Annotated in this window: 18 protein-coding genes; 8 read left to right on the forward strand and 10 right to left on the reverse strand. The window is 54.1% G+C overall.

Annotated features, from left to right (window positions below; genetic code table 11):
• Positions 1-6: 6 nt before the first annotated feature.
• From recG to gmk, 5 genes are read right to left on the reverse strand one after another with little or no spacing between them, the layout of a single operon-like run.
• Positions 7-2,088 (reverse strand): ATP-dependent DNA helicase RecG, encoded by a 2,082-nt coding sequence (gene recG / locus AS136_RS08270; RefSeq protein WP_016161969.1) that lies wholly within the window; start codon positions 2,086-2,088, stop codon positions 7-9.
• A gap of 5 nt (positions 2,089-2,093) precedes the next feature.
• Entirely contained in the window at positions 2,094-2,783 is a 690-nt protein-coding gene (trmH, locus tag AS136_RS08275) for a tRNA (guanosine(18)-2'-O)-methyltransferase TrmH (RefSeq protein WP_008806817.1), read from the reverse strand.
• Positions 2,784-2,787: 4 nt separating this feature from the next.
• Complete coding sequence (gene spoT, locus AS136_RS08280; protein WP_063266751.1) at positions 2,788-4,908, reverse strand: bifunctional GTP diphosphokinase/guanosine-3',5'-bis pyrophosphate 3'-pyrophosphohydrolase; 2,121 nt, start codon at positions 4,906-4,908, stop codon at positions 2,788-2,790.
• Positions 4,909-4,926: 18 nt separating this feature from the next.
• The gene (gene rpoZ / locus AS136_RS08285; RefSeq protein WP_000135058.1) at positions 4,927-5,202 is read right to left on the reverse strand and encodes a DNA-directed RNA polymerase subunit omega; all 276 of its coding nucleotides are present in this window, start codon (positions 5,200-5,202) and stop codon (positions 4,927-4,929) included.
• Positions 5,203-5,256: 54 nt separating this feature from the next.
• Positions 5,257-5,880, reverse strand: coding sequence for a guanylate kinase (gmk, locus tag AS136_RS08290; RefSeq protein WP_002922664.1), 624 nt, complete (start codon positions 5,878-5,880; stop codon positions 5,257-5,259).
• 258 nt (positions 5,881-6,138) lie between these two features.
• Between gmk and ligB the strand changes: the two genes are divergently transcribed.
• A complete protein-coding gene (ligB, locus tag AS136_RS08295) occupies positions 6,139-7,818 on the forward strand; it encodes an NAD-dependent DNA ligase LigB (RefSeq protein ID WP_016161967.1) in 1,680 nt (559 codons plus the stop codon).
• Positions 7,819-7,823: 5 nt separating this feature from the next.
• On the opposite strand, the gene AS136_RS08300 is transcribed toward ligB, so the two are convergent.
• Entirely contained in the window at positions 7,824-8,441 is a 618-nt protein-coding gene (locus AS136_RS08300; RefSeq protein WP_012540300.1) for a trimeric intracellular cation channel family protein, read from the reverse strand.
• A 275-nt stretch (positions 8,442-8,716) separates the two neighbouring features.
• Here AS136_RS08300 and AS136_RS08305 point away from each other — a divergent pair, with 275 nt between their 5' ends.
• Positions 8,717-9,967 (forward strand): chloride channel protein, encoded by a 1,251-nt coding sequence (locus AS136_RS08305; protein ID WP_016161966.1) that lies wholly within the window; start codon positions 8,717-8,719, stop codon positions 9,965-9,967.
• A 57-nt stretch (positions 9,968-10,024) separates the two neighbouring features.
• Here AS136_RS08305 and AS136_RS08310 read toward each other — a convergent pair whose 3' ends face one another.
• The 3 genes from AS136_RS08310 to AS136_RS08320 form a co-directional block, all read right to left on the reverse strand.
• Positions 10,025-11,083 carry a bifunctional transcriptional activator/DNA repair enzyme AdaA gene (locus AS136_RS08310; RefSeq protein WP_016161965.1) on the reverse strand — a complete coding sequence of 353 codons (1,059 nt, stop codon included), beginning with the start codon at positions 11,081-11,083 and terminating at the stop codon, positions 10,025-10,027.
• A gap of 2 nt (positions 11,084-11,085) precedes the next feature.
• A complete protein-coding gene (locus tag AS136_RS08315) occupies positions 11,086-11,832 on the reverse strand; it encodes an isocitrate lyase/PEP mutase family protein (protein WP_016161964.1) in 747 nt (248 codons plus the stop codon).
• Between the two features lie 182 nt (positions 11,833-12,014).
• Complete coding sequence (locus AS136_RS08320; RefSeq protein WP_008806823.1) at positions 12,015-12,878, reverse strand: YicC/YloC family endoribonuclease; 864 nt, start codon at positions 12,876-12,878, stop codon at positions 12,015-12,017.
• Between the two features lie 643 nt (positions 12,879-13,521).
• Between AS136_RS08320 and AS136_RS08325 the strand changes: the two genes are divergently transcribed.
• The 6 genes from AS136_RS08325 (at position 13,522) to pyrE (ending at position 19,874) form a co-directional block, all read left to right on the forward strand.
• Positions 13,522-15,222, forward strand: a complete 1,701-nt coding sequence (locus tag AS136_RS08325; RefSeq protein WP_016161963.1) for a lysophospholipid acyltransferase family protein — start codon at positions 13,522-13,524, stop codon at positions 15,220-15,222.
• Between the two features lie 85 nt (positions 15,223-15,307).
• Positions 15,308-16,273, forward strand: coding sequence for an HlyD family secretion protein (locus AS136_RS08330; protein WP_012967055.1), 966 nt, complete (start codon positions 15,308-15,310; stop codon positions 16,271-16,273).
• Positions 16,266-17,183 carry an ABC transporter ATP-binding protein gene (locus AS136_RS08335; protein ID WP_016161962.1) on the forward strand — a complete coding sequence of 306 codons (918 nt, stop codon included), beginning with the start codon at positions 16,266-16,268 and terminating at the stop codon, positions 17,181-17,183. The genes AS136_RS08330 and AS136_RS08335 overlap by 8 nt, the downstream gene beginning before the upstream one ends.
• Positions 17,170-18,309: an ABC transporter permease gene (locus tag AS136_RS08340; protein WP_016161961.1), complete on the forward strand. Its 1,140-nt coding sequence runs from the start codon at positions 17,170-17,172 to the stop codon at positions 18,307-18,309. Before AS136_RS08335 ends, AS136_RS08340 begins: the two co-directional genes overlap by 14 nt.
• A gap of 95 nt (positions 18,310-18,404) precedes the next feature.
• Positions 18,405-19,121: a ribonuclease PH gene (gene rph, locus AS136_RS08345; protein WP_002922602.1), complete on the forward strand. Its 717-nt coding sequence runs from the start codon at positions 18,405-18,407 to the stop codon at positions 19,119-19,121.
• A gap of 111 nt (positions 19,122-19,232) precedes the next feature.
• The gene (pyrE, locus tag AS136_RS08350; protein ID WP_008806829.1) at positions 19,233-19,874 is read left to right on the forward strand and encodes an orotate phosphoribosyltransferase; all 642 of its coding nucleotides are present in this window, start codon (positions 19,233-19,235) and stop codon (positions 19,872-19,874) included.
• A 37-nt stretch (positions 19,875-19,911) separates the two neighbouring features.
• On the opposite strand, the gene AS136_RS08355 is transcribed toward pyrE, so the two are convergent.
• A complete protein-coding gene (locus tag AS136_RS08355; RefSeq protein WP_016161960.1) occupies positions 19,912-20,928 on the reverse strand; it encodes an SMP-30/gluconolactonase/LRE family protein in 1,017 nt (338 codons plus the stop codon).
• Positions 20,929-21,048 lie beyond the last annotated feature (120 nt).

Raw genomic sequence — 21,048 nt, forward strand, 5'->3', positions numbered from 1 at the left:
CGCGCGCTACGCGTTGGAATAGCGTTCGGTTTCCGGCATCCAGCGCTCGATAAGCGCCTGGGCCTGCAGCGGATAGCGTTCATGAATATGGCGAGCAATGCGTTGAACGTCGGGGATCATCGCCTGATCGCGCAGCAAGTCCGCTACTTTAAATTCGGCGTTGCCAGTCTGGCGGGTGCCGAGCAGCTCGCCGGGACCGCGGATTTCGAGGTCTTTCTGGGCGATGACGAAACCGTCGTTGCTGTCGCGCAGGACCTGCAGGCGTTTCTGCGCCGTTTTGGAGAGCGGCGATTTATAGAGTAGCACGCAGTGGGAAGCGACCGCGCCGCGCCCGACGCGCCCTCTGAGCTGGTGCAGCTGCGCCAGACCCAGACGTTCCGGGTTTTCGATAATCATCAGGCTTGAGTTAGGCACGTCGACGCCGACTTCAATCACCGTGGTGGCCACCAGCAGGTGCATTTCGCCCTGCTTGAAGGCCTGCATTACCGCCTGCTTCTCGGCCGGTTTCATCCGCCCGTGGACGAGGCCGATATTCAGTTCCGGCAGCGCCAGTTTGAGCTCTTCCCAGGTCGCTTCCGCCGCCTGGGCTTCCAGCAGATCGGACTCTTCAATTAGCGTACAAACCCAATAGGCCTGGCGCCCTTCGTGGGTGCAGGCGTTGCGTACGCGGTCGATAATATCGCTGCGCCGGGTGTCCGGGATGGCGACGGTAGTCACCGGGGTTCGGCCCGGCGGCAGCTCGTCGATAATCGAGGTGTCCAGATCGGCGTAGGCGGTCATTGCCAGGGTGCGGGGGATAGGCGTGGCGGTCATGATCAGCTGATGCGGGTGGAACCTCTGCTGCTGACCTTTTTCCCACAGCGCCAGCCGCTGATGCACGCCGAAGCGGTGCTGTTCGTCGATAATCACCAGCGCCAGGCCGTTAAACTGCACCTGCTCCTGGAAGATGGCGTGAGTGCCGACAATCATCTGCACTTCGCCGCTGGCGATAGCCTCCTGCTGCGCCTGACGGGCTTTGCCTTTCTGTTTGCCCGCCAGCCAGCCGACTTCTATGCCCAGCGGTTCAAACCAGCTGCGGAAGTTATTGGCGTGCTGTTCGGCAAGTAGTTCGGTGGGCGCCATCAGCGCCACCTGTTTGCCGTGGGCGATAGCGCGCACGGCGGCCAGCGCGGCGACCAGCGTTTTACCGGAGCCAACATCGCCCTGCACCAGGCGCATCATCGGCACGTCCAGCGCCATATCGTGTTCGATCTCGGCGGTAACCCGCGCCTGCGCGCCGGTGGGCTTAAAGGGCAGGGAGGCCAGCAGCTGGTTTTTCAGGGTATCGTTGGCGCCGAGCGGCAGGGCGTGGTAGCGCTGGGCGCCTGCCCTCAGCGCCAGCATGCTGAGGTTATGCGCCAGCAGCTCTTCCAGAATCAGACGCTGCTGCGCCGGGTGCTTGCCGCTTTCCAGCTCGCTAAGTTGCAAGGAAGGAGGCGGACGGTGCAGCGTACGCAGCGCTTCCGGCAGGCTCATCATCCCCTGCGCCAGCTCCGGTGGGAGGAGTTCGCTAATCGCGCAGGTTTCCAGGAGCTCAAGCGCCTGGTCGGTGAGCTTGCGCAGGGTCGCCTGCTTGATGCCTTCGGTGGTCGGATAGACCGGAGTTAACGTTTCCTGCAGCTCCGGGGTGCTCATATCGCCCTGGACGCGGTATTCCGGGTGGATCATCTCGGCGCCGTACTTCCCGCGTTTGGCTTCACCGTAGGCCAGCACCCGACGACCAGTCGCGAGGCTGTTTTTCATCGCCGCGTTAAAGTTGAAAAAGCGCATGGTGAGGATGCCGGTGCCGTCGCTGATCTGGCAGGTCATCATCCGCCGGCCGCCGAAGGTGATATTGCTGTTGAGCACTTCGCCTTCCACGGTGGCATAAACCCCGGGAAGCAGCTCGGCTATCGGGTAAAGATGGGTGCGATCTTCGTAACGCAGCGGCAGGTGCAGCAGCAGGTCCTGAACCGTATGCAGGCCGATCTTCGCCAGTTTACTGCTTTGCGTAGCGCCCACTCCGGTGAGTGAGCTGAGCGGAACGGCATCGAGCAGGCGGCCTGACATCAGGTTTACCTCGTTGCCTGCATGGTAGCCCACCATGCGTCATCGGCTTCCACTTCGCCCTGCTCGTTGACGTGGGGGTAAGGCAGACCTTTTTGTCGGGCGACGCGGGCCAGCACCGGATAACCGCCTTCGAACAGCAGGCGCTGCTGCTCTTCCGGCGGCAGCATGCTGTTGGCGCGTTGGTACATCCCGGCGTTCTGCCGCTGGCGCTGCGCCTCGTAAAGGATCAGCGCCGAGGCGACGGAGACGTTCAGCGACTGCACCATGCCGATCATCGGGATAATGATGTCCTGATCGGCCAGCGCCAGCGCTTCCTGGGTGATGCCGGTTTTCTCCTGGCCCATCAGGATGCAGGTTGGACGCGTATAGTCGATTTCACGAAAATCGATGGCTTTGTCGGAAAGGTGAGTGGCGAGGATTTGCATACCCTGGCCTTTCAGGTGGCCGACGGCATCTGCGATGGTGCGGTGGGTTTTCACCTGCACCCAGCTGTTGCTGCCCGCGGCGGCGGAGGCCATGGTACGCATCCGGCTGCTTGGCCAGACGGCATGCACTTCGTGTACGCCAACGGCATCTGCGGTCCGAATGACCGCAGAGACGTTATGAGGCTTATGGACCTGCTCCATGCAGACCGTCAGGTCAGGCTGACGCCTGGCGAGCATCTCGCAGATACGCTCGTAGCGCTTTGAGTTCATAAAGCTAGTTTCGGTTACGGGTGACTTTAATCACGTCCGGCATGACGCGGATTTTGCGCATGATATTCGCCAGATGCACGCGGTCACGCGCGGTCAGGCGGATAAAGGCGCTGTATACGCGGCCATCTTTCTCTTCCGTATTCAGGCTCTGGATATTGGAAGACGCGGTGTTGATCGCCGCCGTCAGGTTAGCCAGCGCGCCCTGGTGGTTAAACATGTCCACCTTGATTTCGGTGATGAACTCCTGAGCGGTCTCTTTATCCCACTCAACCGCCATAAATTTCTCCGGCTCTTTCTGGTAGCCGCGAATGTTACGACAGGATTCATGGTGGATAACCAGCCCTTTACCCGGACTGACGTGGGCGATAATCGGGTCACCTGGGATCGGGCGACAGCACTTGGCGAAGGTGATCAACACGCCATCGGCGCCTTTGATCGGCAGATGGCCGTGGTTCGACGCGTTAGCCGGTACCGGCGCCGCAGCGGCTTCGCCCTGCTGCAGGTTTTTCGCCACCACGACGCTCATGGCGTTGCCCAGACCGATTTCCGCCAGCAGATCGTCAAGCGTGGCCAGCTTCATGCGATCAAGTTCGCGCTGGATATTCTCCGGCGGGATCTCGGCGAGTTTGCGGCTTCCGCCCAGCGCGTGATTGAGCAGACGACGGCCAAGGCTGACCGAATCGTCGCGCTTAAGGTTTTTCAGCAGCTGACGGATCTTGGCGCGCGCTTTCGAGCTGACGACAAAGTTCAGCCAGGCGGCATTCGGGCGTGCGCCCGGCGCGGTGATAATTTCGACAGTCTGGCCGCTGGAGAGCGGCTGCGACAGCGGATAAGGCTGGCGATCGACGCGCGCGCCAACGCAGGCATGGCCGATATCGGTATGCACCGCGTAGGCGAAGTCCACCGGCGTGGCGCCAGCGGGCAGTTCGACAATGCGACCTTCCGGGGTGAAAACGTAAATCTCATCCGGGAACAGATCGGATTTTACGCTCTCGATAAATTCAAACGAGCTGCCGGCGCTCTGCTGCAGCTCCAGCAGGCTTTGCATCCAGCGCTGAGCGCGGATTTGCGCGGTGGTGCTGCTTTCGCCGCCGTGCTCTTTATAAGCCCAGTGCGCCGCAACCCCCATCTCCGCCATCTGGTCCATGTCTTCGGTACGAATTTGTACCTCGACCGGGACGCCGTGGGGGCCGATCATCGAGGTATGCAAAGACTGATAGCCGTTCGCTTTCGGAATGGCGATGTAATCTTTGAAACGACCTGGACGCGGTTTGTAGAGGCTGTGCATCTGGCCGAGCACGCGATAGCAGATATCGGCATCATGGACGATAACGCGGAAGGCGTAGATATCCATGATCGAGTGAAAACGCTGCTCTTTAAGCACCATTTTGCAGTAGATGGAGTACAGATGCTTTTCGCGACCGCTGACGCGGCAGGGGATCCCCGCTTCCTGCAACCGTCCTTCGATTTCGGAGAGGATTTTTTGGATCATCTCTTTACGGTTGCCGCGCGCCGCTTTGACCACCTCTTTAATGACGCGGTAGCGGTTAGGGTACAGCGCTTCAAAGCCCAGCTCTTCGAGCTCGGTCTTGATGTGATGGATACCTAAACGGTGCGCCAGCGGGCTGTAAATTTCCAGCGTTTCGCGGGCGATGCGGCGGCGTTTATCCGGGCGTAACGAGCCCAGAGTACGCATGTTGTGGGTGCGGTCGGCAAGCTTGATGAGGATGACGCGGATGTCCTGCACCATCGCCATGATCATTTTGCGAAAGTTTTCGGCCTGCGCCTCTTTCTTATCGCGAAACTTGAGCTTATCAAGTTTCGACACCCCCTCTACCAGTTCGGCAACGCTTTTACCAAAAAGCTGTTCCATGTCCTGGTAGGTGGCGGGGGTATCTTCAATCACATCATGCAGCAGCGCGGCCATCAGCGTTTCATAGTCGAGCTTCATCTCGGCCAGAATGTAGGCTACCGCGACCGGGTGCGTGATATAGGGTTCACCGCTTGAACGTGTCTGACCCTCGTGAGCGTCACGTGCAACGAGATACGCCTGCCGAAGGCGCTTGATTTGCTCTTCCGGCAGGTAGTTTTGAATCAGCTGATTCAGGCTTTCAAACAGATACAAGGGCGACCCGCTGTGTGATTAACGACGACCTTCAGCAATCGCGGTAACGGCTTGTAATTCAGCGGCTTCCTGCTCTTGCTGTTCCTGGCGCTCACGTACGTCGAGGATCTGGTTGTTGATCAGACCTTCTTCGATTTCGCGCAGTGCGATAACGGTGGTTTTATCGTTTTCTTCCGGTACCAGCGGATCCTTTCCGCCTACCTGCATCTGACGAGCGCGACGCGCGGCGACCAGTACCAGGTCAAAACGGTTACCAATTTTCTCTACAGCGTCCTGAACAGTTACGCGTGCCATACTTAAAATGCTCCACAGGTGAAGAAATGACTGGGCATGATACTGAATGTGGGTTCAGTCTGCCAATAGTTTGGTGATTAAAGCGCCATGTCGCTGCTTTTGGCGGCTCATGCGCAGACGTTCAGCGCGGATGATATTTTTCAGGTCGCTCAGGGCGGTGTCAAAATCATCGTTCACAATCAGGTAATCATATTCCGCGTAATGGCTCATTTCCGCAACGGCCTGGGCCATCCGTTTCGCGATCACCTCTTCGCTGTCCTGGCCGCGGCCGCGCAGGCGACGGTCCAGTTCATCTTTTGACGGCGGCAGAATAAAAATGCTGCGTGCGCCGGGCATGCTTTTACGGATCTGCTGCGCACCTTGCCAGTCGATATCGAGGAAGACATCGACGCCAGTCGCCAGCACCTGCTCGATCGCTTTACGCGACGTGCCGTAATAGTTGCCAAAGACCTCTGCATGTTCCAGAAACGCGTTTTCGCCAATCATCGAGCGGAATTCGTCGTGATTCACGAAGAAATAGTGTTCGCCGTGCACTTCACCCGGACGCGGCGCCCGCGTGGTATGGGAGACCGATACCTGGGTGTCATACAACGGTTGGGTTTTTAATAAAGCCTGAATCAGGCTGGATTTACCCGCGCCGCTAGGGGCGGAAACAATATAAAGCGTGCCTTGAGCCATGAGTGTCTTTTGTATGTGGTTATCGAAAGAGGTCCTACATACGAGCCTATTATACACGTCGCCGCGGCGTGACGCAGTCATTGTCACACTTTTTGCCGCGGTTTCTTTCATTTTGCCTGCCGTTTTCCTGAATTCGCCAGCCGTTGCTGCAATGAGGCGTAAATCCTGGAAGGCGCTTCGCAAGGCGAAAAAGTACCCATCGCGGTTCGCGGTGTTCTACAGCAGACTCTCCGCCAGGTGACGAAGGAGAGGAATGCTATGCGAAAAGGAGGGTGGTGGCTGGCGATGGGGATGTTCTCTGCCAGCGCGCTGGCGACGTGTCCGGACTGGCCGCCGGCCAAAGGAAGGCAGGAGATTTCACGCCTTCATCAGCAAATTGTCGCCTGGAAAGAGGCCTACTGGCGACAAGGCACCAGTGAGGTAAGCGATGACGTTTATGACCAGCTCACTCTGCGGCTGGCGCAGTGGCGGCAATGTTTTCCGGACGAGACGCCTGAGGATGACGATCTGCCTCCGCCGACGGGCGATACGCGTCATCCGGTGGCGCATACCGGCGTGCGCAAACTGGCCGATGGCGCCAGCGTGGCCCACTGGATGAAAAATAAAACCGACCTGTGGATACAGCCTAAAGTGGACGGCGTGGCGGTGACCCTGGTCTATCGCCAGGGGAGTTTGGTTCAGGCCATTAGCCGCGGCGATGGTCTGCGCGGTGAGGCATGGACCGCCCGAGCGCGGCAGATCCCGGCGCTGGCGAAAGTGACGACCGGTGAACTGGCCAACAGCGTGCTGCAGGGGGAGCTGTTTCTGCGCCGGGACGGCCATGTACAGCAGCAGGCTGGGGGGATGAACGCGCGGGCGAAAGTCGCCGGGTTGATGATGCGAGCCGACGCGGCGGCGGCGCCGCTCAGCCAGCTGGACGTTTTTATCTGGGCCTGGCCAGACGGTCCCTCGGATATGCGCCGTCGACAGCAGCTGCTGGCGCAGGCGGGGTTTGGCTACAGCGGACAATACACCCATTCGGTAACGCGCGTTGAGCAGGTGGCGGAGTGGCGCCAGCGCTGGTATCGCTCGCCGCTCCCCTTCGTCAGCGATGGCGTGATTGTGCGCGAAGGGCGCGAACCGCCGGGACGTGTCTGGTCTCCCGGAAAGGGAGAGTGGCTGGCGGCCTGGAAGTATCCTCCGGCCTCGCAAGTGATGGAGGTACGGGCGATCCATTTCAGCACTGGCCGCAGCGGCAGGCTCAACGTCGTGGCCCAGCTTGAGCCCCAGCGGCTGGATGATAAACGCGTGCAGCGGGTTAATGTTGGCTCTGTGGCCCGCTGGCAGGCGCTGGATATTGGGGTTGGCGATCAGCTGCAGATCAGTCTGGCAGGGCAGGGTATTCCTCGGATCGACGCCGTCGTCTGGCGGACGGCCGAGCGCCATAAACCGACGCCGCCGGCGGCGAAATTCAATGCGCTAACCTGCTATTTCGCCACCCCTGAGTGCAGCGAACAGTTTCTTTCCCGGCTGATCTGGCTGTCATCAAAGTCCGCGCTGGATGTCGATGGCGTGGGGGAACATTTATGGCGCGCCATTCAGCAGCAAAACCCGATGACGCATATTTTTTCCTGGCTGGCGCTTACGGTGGAGCAGCTGCAGGCGGTGCCAGGGATCTCCGCCGCCCGCGGGCAGCACCTCTGGCATCAATTTGATCTCGTTCGCAAACGGCCTTTTATCCGCTGGGTGCTGGCGATGGGGCTCCCGGTGCCTCAGGGGGCGCTGACGCAGCTCGAAAGCGAGAACTGGCATCTGCTGGCGGCAAAAAGTGAAGCGCAATGGCGCGCGCTGCCGGGCGTGGGGGAGATCAGAGCCCGCCAGCTGGTGGCCTTCCTGCACCATCCGGATGTGGTGGCGCTGGCGCAATGGCTCAGTGGGCAGCGCATCCCCGGATTTTGAGGCGGTTAGTGGCTATCATGGGTGTAGTGGAAGACCGGTAGCCCCAGTTTCCAGCGCAGTGCCAGCATGCGGGCGGTAAAGCCGAACAGCAGCGTAGCCAGCACCACCACATCGTGGCTGCTGACGTAATGTTGCAGGGCAATATAGAGTACGGCTGCGGCAAACGAGATCCCGGCATACAGCTCTTTCTGGAAGACCAGCGGAATGCGTTTGCAGAACATATCTCGCAGTACGCCGCCAAAAACGCCGGTGATGACCGCGGCGATAGAGGCGATGATCGGACCTTCGCCCATATCCAGGGCGATCTGCGCGCCGATGATGGAAAACACGATCAGCCCCAGCGCGTCCAGCACCAGAAACAGCCGGCGAAGGTGAGGCATCACTGGAGCGGCAATGGTGGTGAGGACGGCGGCGACAGCGACAATAATGACATATTCCGGATGTTTCACCCAGCCGAGAGGATAATGTCCCAGCAGGATATCGCGAACGGAACCCCCGCCCAGCGCGGTCGCGGTGGCGATAATGATGACGCCAAACGTGTCCATCCGCCGGCGCCCGGCAGCCAGCGCGCCGGTCATGGCTTCCGCGGTGATACCGATTAAATACAGAACATGAAGCAGCATAGATCCCCCCAGATAATGGCGGGCAGGTTAACGATTTGTGCGCAGGATCACGATTGAGATTTTCTAAAGCGAATCATTTACGCCAGGAAAAATTAATGGAAGTAGTATCTGTGATGGCTTGATTTAAAGGTTTATTGATTTTTTAGGTATTTTTATTGATTAGAAAAAGTAATGCTAAGTGAAGCGACGGGTATCACTATCGAAAACACTATGATTACGCAATGTTTAAGTCTCGTCCTTTATTCTTTTATTTTTCCTTTTCAAGGCCTGAGAAAATGAGCGTCGCCGCCGGGAATAAAAACAATCTGACTCGCCTGATAGCCGTGGTATTAACCGGGATTCTGGCCGGTTTGTCCGGTATGGTGCTGGCACTGATTTTACACGCGATACAGCACCTGGCTTTTGGCTACAGTGCCGGGCAGATCGTCGGTTCGGTGTCATTTTTACAGGGCGTCACGGAGTCGTCCTGGCCACGCCGCATCGCGGCAATCGTGGCCGGCGGCGTCGTCGCCGGATTTGGCTGGTGGCTGCTTGGTCGCTATGGGCAGAAGCGGGTTTCCATTGCGGCGGCGGTGGCCAACCCTTCCGTACCCATGCCAGCAGGCACCACGACGATCCACGCCCTGCTGCAGATCGTCACCGTAGCGCTGGGTTCCCCGCTTGGCCGCGAAGTGGCGCCCCGGGAAATGGGCGCGCTGGGGGCGGGGATGGTGGCGCGTAAGCTGGGCCTGCTGGAAGATGAAACCCGCACCCTGATCGCCTGTGGGGCGGGCGCCGGTCTGGCGGCGGTCTATAACGTCCCGCTGGCAGGGGCGTTGTTCAGCCTTGAGGTCATGCTGCTGTCGTTTAGCTGGGAAAAAACGCTGGCGGCGATAATGACCTCGGCGATTGCCGCGTGGACGGCTACCCTGGGGTTAGGGGATGAATCGCAATACCATTTTGTTTCCAGCACGCTTCCGCATTCCTTTCTCTGGTGGGCGATTCTGGCGGGCCCGATTCTTGGCACCGGCGCCTGGCTCTTTCGTAAAGCGACCAGCGCAGCGCGTTCACGCGTCCGAAGTAACTGGCAGATGCCGGTGTTCTGTCTGCTGGGGTTTTCCCTTCTTGCCATCCTGAGCCTTTATTTCCCGGAACTTCCGGGCAATGGCAAGGGACCAATGCAGTTGGCGCTCAGCGACGGGCTGCCTCTCTCTATGGTCGCTATCCTGTTAGTGTTGAAGATGGTGGTGATCCTGGCGGTGCTGCGCGGCGGCGCGGAGGGTGGATTGTTAACCCCGGGGCTGGCGGTAGGCGGACTGGTCAGTCTGCTGCTCTGCGCACTCTGGCAGCTCGGCTTCCCTGGCGGAGATAAAAGCAGCTTCGCTCTGGTGGGGGCGGCCGCGTTTCTCGCCGCCTCCATGCAGATGCCGCTGACTGCGGTGGTGCTGGTGATGGAGTTCACCCACATGGATCACAGCTATCTGGCTCCGGCGCTGCTGTGCGCGGCAGGGGCGTTTTTAACCTGCCGGGCGCTGGACAAAAAATAGGTTTACCGAACCGCAGTGAAAGTGAACAGGGAGGGGCCCTTCATCCGGGAAGTAAAATCAGCCGCATTTTTCCCTGATGGTTGCCTCATGGTTAATAAGCCATTTTTTACGTGCAACGCCGCCGCCGTAACCGGTCATCGAACCATCTTTGCCGATAATTCGATGGCAGGGGATGATAATCGCGACGCGGTTAGCGCCGTTTGCTGCAGCCACCGCGCGCGTGGCCGTTGGTTTACCTATATCCATCGCAATCGATTGATAATGCGTCGTCTCACCGAAGCTAACGTACTGTAAATGGCGCCAGACCGCTCGCTGGAATTCGCTGCCTGGGGTATCAAGCGCCACCTCGAACGATTGACGCCGCCCGGCAAAATACTCCGTTATTTCCTGTTGCGCCTGCCGGGTGTGGGCGTTTTCACCAGCGATGATGCTGGCGTCGAACCGTCGCTGCAGGTCGCTGAATTCTGTCTCCAGCGCTCGTCTGTCGACAAACTCCAGCAGACAAATCCCCCGCTGCGTTGCACAAACAAACATTGGCCCTAATGGGGTGGTAAAACGATGAATTAAAACAACCTGGCGTTGCGCGCTGGGTGCGGAACCGGTCAATTTTTTGCAGGTATAGCCGAAACCGCTTAAGGACTCATAGCCGCTATCGAAAGCGACATCGGTGGTTGATCGGCCTGCTTTCAGCTCCTGAAGCGCCATATTAACGCGCTGCATCCGTTGAAAAGCCTGAAAGGTGATCCCGTGGTTTTGCAGGAACCAGCGGCGAACGCGTTCCGGGCTAATATCGTGCTGACGTAGTTCGCTATCACTGAGGCGAACCTTCGGGTCTTCTCGCAGCAGGCGGAGCGCTTGCTCAACAAAGGCGGGGGCTGTCCGGGCATTCTCCGTCGGGCGATAGACTTTGCATGGCCGGAACCCGGCATCCAGCGCGGATTTAACGTCATTATAGAATTCGACGTTTTCCCGCCTGGGTTTTCGCGCCCGACAGACCGAGATACAAAATACGCCGGTGGTTTTCACGCCAACGAAAAAGACGCCGGTAAACTCCACAGCGCGTTCAAGCAGCGCCTGATACCAGATATCGCACTGGATGCTGTCGGTAATTTTCATGGTCAAAAAACACCCGAGAAAGAGTAGTTAGCTTGCACCTGACATAATAAGTCTTTCAGTCTGGCCTGTGTGGCAGCATGAATAAAATTGCCCATCGAAATTCGTTTTACGCCCAGTGCCGATAAGGTACTGAAGTCCGCCAGCTCAGGCATGCACATTACGTTTAAGGGTAAAGGCACGTGGCGGACAATGGCGGTAATATCTTCCGCGCGGGTGACGCAAGGCACAAAAAAACCGCATCCGCCATGGTTAGCGTATAACTGACCGCGATAGAGCGTCTCATCCAGTGCATTTGGTACGTTGAGAAGAAAGGTATCGGTGCGGACATTAACAAACATATCGGGACAAGCGTGGGTGATTTCCTGGATTTTGGCGGCAAAGACCACGGCATCGTCAAGACGACGCGTATTATTCACCACATGACTATCCTCGAGGTTTATTCCGCTCACGCCGAGATGCGCCAGACGCCGGATATTGTCAATGATGTGGCTGGTTGTGGCGCTGTAGCCCGCCTCTAAATCGACGCTTAACGGCAGTTCGCTAACAGCTTTGATGCGTGAGACGATATATAACAGCTCGTCAAAACTCATCTCTTCGCCATCTTCATACCCTAACATTGCGGCGATAGCAGCGCTGGAGGAGCCCAGCGCCTGATAACCGGCCTGCTGAGCGGCCTGAGCGCTGCTGGCATCCCAGACGTTGGCAAGCAACAACGGTTGGTTTTGCTGGTGAAGCGCGTTGAAGTTCATTCTTTTCTCCCGCGGTAGTGTGTCCCCAGACTGTGCCGCGTTGGGCTCATTTGCCACAACCGAAAACTGGACGACTATTTTTATACGTAGATTCTTATCGTCAGCCGGCGGGAGAGATAAATAAAAAGGCCATGATTGATCATGACCTTTTATACTGTAGTGCCTGGATGGGTGAGAAAGCGTTACTCGATATTCTGTATCTGTTCGCGCATTTGCTCGATCAGTACCTTCAGCTCAATCGCGGAGTTGGTGACCTCGGCGTTAATCGATTTTGACGCCAGGGTGTTCGACTCACGGTTGAACTCCTGCATCATAAAGTCGAGACGGCGACCCACAGCCTCTTTCTTTTTCAGAATGTTGTAGGTCTCTTTAACGTGCGCTTCGAGGCGGTCCAGCTCTTCGGCAACGTCGATACGCTGCGCCATCAGCACCAGCTCTTGCTCAAGACGGTTATTTTCCAGCTGCACTTCCGCGTCTTCCAGTTTGGCAACCAGACGCTCGCGCTGCCACTGGAGGATTTCCGGCATATGGGCGCGAACTTTGGTCACTTCGCCGCTCACCCCTTCAAGCCGCTGCTCGATAAGCGCTTTCAGGGCCTGGCCTTCCGTTTCGCGGGCGACGATGAAGTCGTCCAGCGCGCCATCAAGAGCGGCCAGAATGTCGGCGGCGATGGCGTCGAGATCCTGCTCTTTGGCGGCCATCACGCCCGGCCAGCGCAGGATATCAACCGGGTTGATTTCCCCTTCATCGCTCTGCATTTTCACCCAGTTGGCAGCGTTGACCAGCTGTTTAGCCAGCTTTTCGTTGAGGATAAGTTCACCCTGAGCGCTGGGATCTTGTTCAAAACGCAGGGTGCATTCGACTTTACCGCGAGTCAGGCGGGCGCGAATGCGCTCGCGTACCACGGGCTCCAGACTACGGAACTGCTCCGGCAGGCGGAAGTACGTTTCCAGATAGCGCTGGTTTACCGAGCGCAGCTCCCATGCGGCGCTACCCCAGTCACCCTTGATTTCACGGCGGGCATAGGCGGTCATACTGCGGATCATAGACGTTCCTGTTTTCGTAATAATGAATGCAAGGATTATAGCTATGCGGGCGGTGACTTAACAGGAATAGTGATGAAATACCTGGATGGCGATTGTTTTGAGGGGCATAGCCACAATCTATTTCATGCAATTACTAAGTTAAGCGAGCGGTATGCTTCTGTTGTGGGTAAAAATAAGACGTTTTGTATTAGCGATTTTACGTCAATGACGCTGTTAAGTTATATGTGGTTAATTATTTGGGCTTACTGAAGAAATGGTTTTTCTGCGCTTTGTTGACCGCGGGGAGATATTACTTTTTGCTGTAGTTAATGGTTTTATGTTATTTGGCGTGAACATCAAATACAGATGATGCTATACGAGCTAGTTTCTTGTCGGAAAATCTTATCAGAGTGATGCTTTCGTGCCAAATATAACCACAGGAAATACTGCGGTGTATTATCTTTAAGTATTATGTATGATTTTTTTGAATTTATTGCGGCGAATATATTAAACCTGCTATTGTTTATATTGTCTTCATGAATATTATCACTTCAACTATATTCATTAATTTTGTATTAGTGGGTTTTCATTTTGGGCGGTATTGTCCGACAGAAGGATCACGAGTATAGTCGTTTTAGATTAGTTCTATAAAAAGGATTTTAATATGAACGCTATCTTTGACAGAGTCATTCGAGAGTTTTTCCCAGATACCCATATTCCACACTGGAAAAAATGGGTTTTCAGAGCCGCATTTGGCAATAAGATATTCTCTCGTTTAATAAACGACGAACGGTTAATTGATAAAAATGGTGTGCATTGGGTTAGTTCGGTCATTGATTTTTTTAACGTCCGATGTGAAACGGAATACTCTGACTTTAATAATATACCCCGACAGGGTGCTACAGTTGTTATTTCAAATCATCCGACGGTAATGGATGGTATTGCTTTAATACATACTATCGCTCAGGTCAGGAAAGATATAAAAATAGTGGCTAACCATATTTTGCCAATGATATTCCCACAGGTGGCAGAACTTACCATTGGTATTGAGAATATGGCTGGTAAGATGAGCCATAAGAAATTCAGGGAAATGAACGATCACCTGAAGAACGGTGGTGTGTTGATTATTTGTCCTGCAGGTAAGTTGGCTAGCTGGTCTCTTTCAGGTTTACAGGAACATCAATGGAATCCCGGTTTTTTACAACTGGCGATGAGAAACAACGCGGCGCTGGTACCTGTCCATATTACGGGATCAAACAGCAAAACTTATTATTTAGCTGCGACGGTCTGGCGGCAACTGTCAAATATAATGATTATTCGTGAAGCGCTACGCCATCGTGGTAAGACCATGAAAATCAAAGTAGGGCAGCAAATAGCCTTATCTTCGTTTAATCGATTTAATAAAGATCTGTCCGCCGCGTCAAGTGTATGCTTGATGCATCTCCAGAGCATCGGAGAGAATGGTCCGGCGCTGGTAGATACGGTTTCTCCGCAAAAATTAACAGGTAGTCGAGAGAGTTTAATAAACGCAATAGAAGAGTGCGAAGTATTAAGACAATTTGATGATGGTAGAAAATTATTGATATTTCGCTGCAATACCCTCGGGGACTCACCCATTCTTGATGAGCTAGGGCGCTTACGCGAGCGCTGTTATCGCGATATTGGCGCTGGATCCGGTAAAGACAGAGATAATGATGTTTTTGATGAAACCTATTACCATATCATTTTATGGGATCCTTCTGATGAAGAAATACTGGGTGCCTATCGTCTAATACCCGTTGGTGAGCAGTTAGCGCAACATGGAATAACAGGCCTCTATAGCAACAGCCTGTTCAAGTACCATAATAATGCCTATTCCTGTTTAAGCCAGTGTGTGGAAATCGGCCGTGGATTTATCCAGAAGCCTTATCAAAAAAGTAATGTTCTTGATTATTTATGGCGCGGGATATTTGATTTTATAAAAAGATATCCAGACTATAAATATTTGTTAGGTGTGTTGACGATCCCCGGCTCTTTTCCTGAAGAGGTGCAGAAACTCATTGTAAGCTTTTATAATATGTACTTTCCCAGTTCGGTTAACTTTTGTACGCCAATTCAATTATTCACTGCAGAAGGTGCACAAAGTGATAGCCCATTTTCCGGAAATGATTTTAGAGACGACTGGCGTGTGCTTAACGATTTACTGAGAGAAAAAGGTTATGAACTACCATGGCCTTTTAAACAGAGCGCTAAATGGTTTTCTCCAGGCGGATCGTCGATTCTTGCATTCACAAAAGATGATGCTTTTCACTCGATCGCTGGTTTAAACCTGAGTGCTCTCGATAAATTGAATGAAATATACTTTAAGCATTATTTAAAGGATTAAACTGACGATAACGTTAGGGTTTGGAATGAGAATAATTCAATCCAGACATCAGTAATGAAAACTCTATGCGTACGGATGCGTTTTAATGCAAAAGCCAGTAAATATATTTATTGTTGTGATAGCGATGCTGATGATAACGGGGTGTGATAACAAACCGGAGAACAGGTTATCTGGTTATTCACATGGCGAATTTGTCTATCTTTCTTATTCTTCCACTGCAAAAATTGAACAGCTATTCATTAAGAAAGGAGATAATGTCACGCCTGGGCAAGAGTTAGTGAAGATTGAGTCCTTTGATGCGCAAAATATTTTCCTGCGAGCTGAGGAAAAACTTTCTGCAGAGAGCGCATTATTGCGAAATCTGGAGTCGGGAGAGCGGCCTGAAGAGCTGGATATTATTCGTGCCCAGATTAAAAAAGCACGATCGGCGGAATCCCAGGTAAAGCGTCAGCTTGAGCGGTATCGTAATCTTTACGCCAGTCGCGCCATCTCGCTCGCAGAATGGGAGGATATCCGGGATGAGTTAACGCAAAAAGGCGCGCAGGTTGAAGAGTTAATTAATCAACTCAAAGCGCGGCAACTGCCTGCCCGTCAGGATGAGATTAGCAAACAGCTCTCGATGGTGGCCGCGGCAAAACTCGAACGTGACAAGGCGCTTTGGGATGTCCAGCAAACGACGATTGTTTCTCCGGTCAATGCTAAAGTCTTCGATATTATTTATCGTGCCGGGGAACGGCCCACTGCCGGCAGACCAATAATTAGTCTGTTACCTCCTGAGAATATAAAAGTACGCTTTTTTATACCCGAGGCGATGCTTGGTAAATTTAAAATCGGAACTAAGGTAAAACTGATATGCGATGGTTGCGCTGAGCCCATTGCTGGCGTGATTAACTACATCAGTCCTGAAGCGGAATTTACGCCTCCGGTTATTTATAGTACGAAACGCCGGGAGAAACTCATTTTTATGGCTGAGGCTGTTCCTGCCCGGAAGCAGGCTGAGCGGATGAAAATCGGCCAGCCGTTTGATGTGGAGGTTATTGGTAATGAATAATCTTTGTATTGATGTAAAAAATCTCAATAAGTATTTTGGTGAGCATCACGTCGTAAAGGATTTCTCTTTGCAGGTGGCAAAAGGCGAAATTTATGGTTTTCTTGGGCCGAACGGTAGCGGGAAAACAACATCGATTCGGATGATGTGTGGTTTGATTACCCCGGATTCAGGTGAAGGCTCTTGTCTGGGCATGGACATCTTTACGCAGCGGGAAAAAATAAAAAAAAAGATAGGTTATATGACCCAGTATTTCTCAATGTGGGGAAATTTAACCATCCGGGAAAACTTACTTTTTATCGCGCGGTTGTATAGCCTCGACCAACGTAAAGCCCGGGTTGAACGCGCGCTTTCAGAGTTAGGCCTCACTACCCGACAGCATCAGCAGGCCAGGGAGCTTTCTGGCGGCTGGAAGCAAAGAATGGCCCTCGCCGCTTGCATGTTGCATGAACCCGTTTTGTTGTTTCTCGATGAACCAACCGCTGGCGTGGATCCGAAAGCGCGGCGAGAGTTCTGGCAAATGCTGCATCAGTTATCGGACAGAGGGATCTCAATCCTGGTGAGCACGCATTATATGGATGAGGCCGAGCGCTGCCATAAGGTTGCCTATCTGTCTTATGGCCGTCTGTTGGCGAATGGCACTATTTCGTCGATTATCGCGTCCCAGAATCTGATCACCATGCGAACCAGTGGCACCGGTCTGACGCTGCTTGAAAACCAGCTACAACGCTTGCCGGATATTGAGCAAACGGTCATTTTTGGCAATCAGCTTTATATTACTTCCAGAGATGAAGCCAAATTAAAGTCCACGCTTTTTGCATTTACACAACAGGGCTATGAGTTCTGTCAGGTGGCTACCAATCTGGAAGATGCATTTACCTACTTGATGAAAAACGATTGTGAAAAAAATTAATTTAAGCTTCTCCTTTACCCGTTGGATCGGCGTGGTTATTAAGGAAATCCACGAATTACGTCGTGATAAAGTCAGCATTAGTATGGTGCTCCTGACACCTATTTTTCAGCTGATCATTCTTGGCTATGCGATCAATATGGATCCCCATAATCTTCCTACCGCGTTATTAAATTACGATACCGAACGCATGAGTCATATTTTTGTGACGGAAGCGCAAAATACAGGGTATTTTTCAATGATTCCTGTCGATTCAGAAGAGGCGGCGCAGAAAGCGTTCGTTCGGGGAGATGTCACTTTTATCGTGACAATTCCTGAGGGGTTTACGCGCAAGATGCTGCGTGGAGAAAAGCCTCAGCTGTTAATTCAGGGGGATGCCATCGATCCGATAACCACGGGGAATGCGCTAAGTGCCCTTGTACAGGTGGCGAAATCGATGTTTCAACACGATTTGCCGGGCGACATGCGTGTCTCGCAAAAAGAGGATGATTTCGAGCTTATTATCCATCGGATGTTTAACCCTGAGGGGATTACCCAGTTTAATACTATTCCAGGTATTATGGGATCGATACTCAGTACCACCTTGATCCTGATGACCGCCCTGTCTATTACCCGTGAGCGAGAAAACGGGGCGTTAGAAAATTTACTGGTCTCTCCTTTGACCGGGTTTGAGGTCATTGTCGGGAAGATAACGCCTTTTGTTGTCATCGGTTTGTTCCAGGCGACGTTAATTCTGATTGCCGCTGTGCTATTGTTCGATATTCCCCTTCATGGTAGCGTTTTTCTGCTTTTTTTGGTGCTGTTAATATATGTTTTCCTCTGCCTGTCAATTGGCATTGGTATTTCTGGCCTGGCACAAAACCAACTGCAGGCGCTGCAAATGTCGTCATTTTACTTTATTCCTTCCATTATGCTTTCCGGCTTTATCAGCCCCTTTATTAGTATGCCTGACTGGGCGAAAGCCATTGGCTCCTGTTTACCGCTGACCTATTTCATCCGACTGGTTAAGGGCATCATGCTGAAAGGCTATTCTGCGATGGCATTATTACCCGACCTTTTGCCACTGATCGGCCTGGCGGTGATAGTGATTGGCGTGGGGTTGAAATCTTATCGTAAAACACTGGACTGACATTATGTGCATGCCCGGCACGTGTTGGCATAGGCTTTTCGCCATGAAATTCGTATAATGCGCCCCACATTCGTTTCAAGCCGGAGATTTCTATCATGCGTCCAGCAGGCCGTAGCGCTAATCAGGTGCGTCCCGTCACCCTGACCCGTAATTACACAAAACACGCTGAAGGCTCCGTGCTGGTCGAATTCGGTGATACCAAAGTGTTGTGCACCGCTTCCATTGACGAAGGCGTTCCGCGTTTCCTGAAAGGACAGGGACAGGGCTGGATCACCGCTGAATATGGCATGCTGCCGCGCTCAACGCACACGCGTAACGCGCGTGAAGCAGCAAAAGGCAAGCAGGGCGGCCGGACGATGGAAATCCAGCGTCTGATCGCTCGCGCGCTGCGCGCGGCGGTTGACCTGAAAGCGCTGGGTGAATTCACCATCACCCTTGACTGCGATGTGCTGCAGGCCGATGGCGGCACCCGTACGGCGTCGATTACCGGAGCCTGCGTGGCGCTGGCCGATGCGCTGAACAAACTGGTGGCAGCCGGCAAGCTGAAAACCAACCCAATGAAGGGGATGGTTGCCGCGGTGTCCGTTGGTATCGTTAACGGCGAAGCCATTTGCGATCTGGAGTACATCGAAGATTCCGCAGCGGAAACCGACATGAACGTGGTGATGACCGAAGATGGCCGCATTATTGAGGTGCAGGGGACGGCAGAAGGCGAGCCGTTCACCCATGAAGAGCTCCTCACTCTCCTGGCGTTAGCCCGAGGGGGGATCGAATCCATTATCACGACGCAGAAGGCGGCGTTAGAAAATTAATGATTAAGGCGACTGAGAAGTCGCCTTTTTTTTGCGCTTCATCCTTCATTACACCTGCGAAGGATGAGCGCGTAGTCTGACAATGATGAAAGTACCAAAAGGAGCGAATCCATGAAGCCTTATCAGCGCCAGTTTATTGAGTTTGCGCTTAGCAAGCAGGTTCTTAAGTTTGGCGAGTTCACGCTGAAATCCGGGCGCAAGAGCCCCTATTTCTTCAACGCCGGCCTGTTTAACACCGGGCGCGATCTGGCACTGCTGGGCCGTTTTTATGCCGAGGCGCTGGTGGATTCCGGGATTGAGTTCGACCTGCTGTTTGGCCCGGCCTATAAAGGTATTCCGATCGCCACCACCACCGCGGTGGCGTTAGCCGAGCATCATGACCGCGATCTGCCTTACTGCTTTAACCGCAAAGAGGCAAAAACCCACGGCGAAGGCGGCAACCTGGTCGGTAGCCCGCTGCAGGGGCGTGTGATGCTGGTGGATGACGTGATCACCGCCGGTACGGCGATCCGCGAATCCATGGAGATTATCCAGGCCCAGGGCGCCCAGCTGGCGGGCGTACTGATCTCCCTGGATCGTCAGGAGCGCGGCCGCGGCGAGATCTCCGCTATTCAGGAAGTGGAGCGGGATTACGGCTGCCAGGTTATCTCAATCATCACTCTGAAAGAGCTGATTGCTTATCTGGAAGAGAAACCCGAGATGGCGGAATATCTGGCGTCAGTTCGTGCCTATCGTGAAGCCTACGGCATCTGATGATGCATCCGGCAGCCTCGGCTGCCGGATATTTCCTCTATACCAGCTTAGCGCCCTGCGCATTGACGTACAGCGAATAGATTGACGTACTGGACGCCATAAACAGCCGATTGCGCTGTTCGCCGCCAAAACACAAGTTCGCGCAGCGCTCCGGCAGTTGAATGGTGCCGATATGCTTACCCTGAGGGTTAAAGATCCGCACGCCGTCGAGTTCTTCGTTTCCGCTTCCCCATCCGCACCACAGATTGCCGTCTGCGTCGCAGGCGATCCCATCGGCGGTACCGTTGCCACAGTCGAGATACACCCGTTTATTTTTCAGCGTATTGCCTTCCACGTCCCACGCCAGAATTAAGCGGTTCGGTGTCGCCCGGCTTTCCACCACGTACAGGGTCTTTTCGTCCGGCGAGAAACACAAACCATTTGGCCCTTTTATGTCGCCCAATACCACGCTTAGTTTGCGGCTTTCCGGCTCCAGGCAATAGACGTTTTGCAGCAATTCTGGCGTTGCTTTGTGGCCTTCGTAAAAGCCGCTGATGCCAAATGGCGGGTCGGTAAACCAGATGGTACCGTCTGACTTCACAACGATATCGTTTGGGGAATTGAGGCGCTTACCTTGGTAGCTATCGGCCAGTACGGTGACAGATCCATCGTATTCGGTACGCGTAATGCGGCGGGTGTCGTGCTCGCAACTGATTAAGCGCCCCTGTCTGTCGCGGGCGTGGCCATTGCTATAATTGGCCGGGTAGCGAAAGACGCTGGTTTCTCCACTGATTTCATCCCAGCGCATGATGGCGTTATTCGGAATGTCGCTCCACAGCAGCATTCGCATGTCGCCGAACCAGACCGGGCCTTCCGCCCAACGGAAGCCGCTGGCGATGCGTTCAACCTTTGCGCTGGCAAGCATATAGCGACGAAAGCTGTCATCGACGGCCACGATGCGTGGGTCAGGATAGCGTTCAGAAGGGGCCCATGCTGCGAAGCTTTTTTGACTGACTAGTAGCGATGCGGTTGCCAACCCGCCTATCTTCAATAAATCCCGCCGTGACGTCGCCATCAAATCTCTCCTTGTCGGGTGGTGTTGGGGGAGGGTGAAACGATCAGCAAGCTGGATAGTAGGAAAGGAAAGCGGAAACGCGCATTGGGCAATTCAACCAATGGCCCTGGGATTTGCAAC

Source organism: Klebsiella sp. D5A, from assembly GCF_001620885.1.
GTDB lineage: Bacteria > Pseudomonadota > Gammaproteobacteria > Enterobacterales > Enterobacteriaceae > Klebsiella > Klebsiella variicola.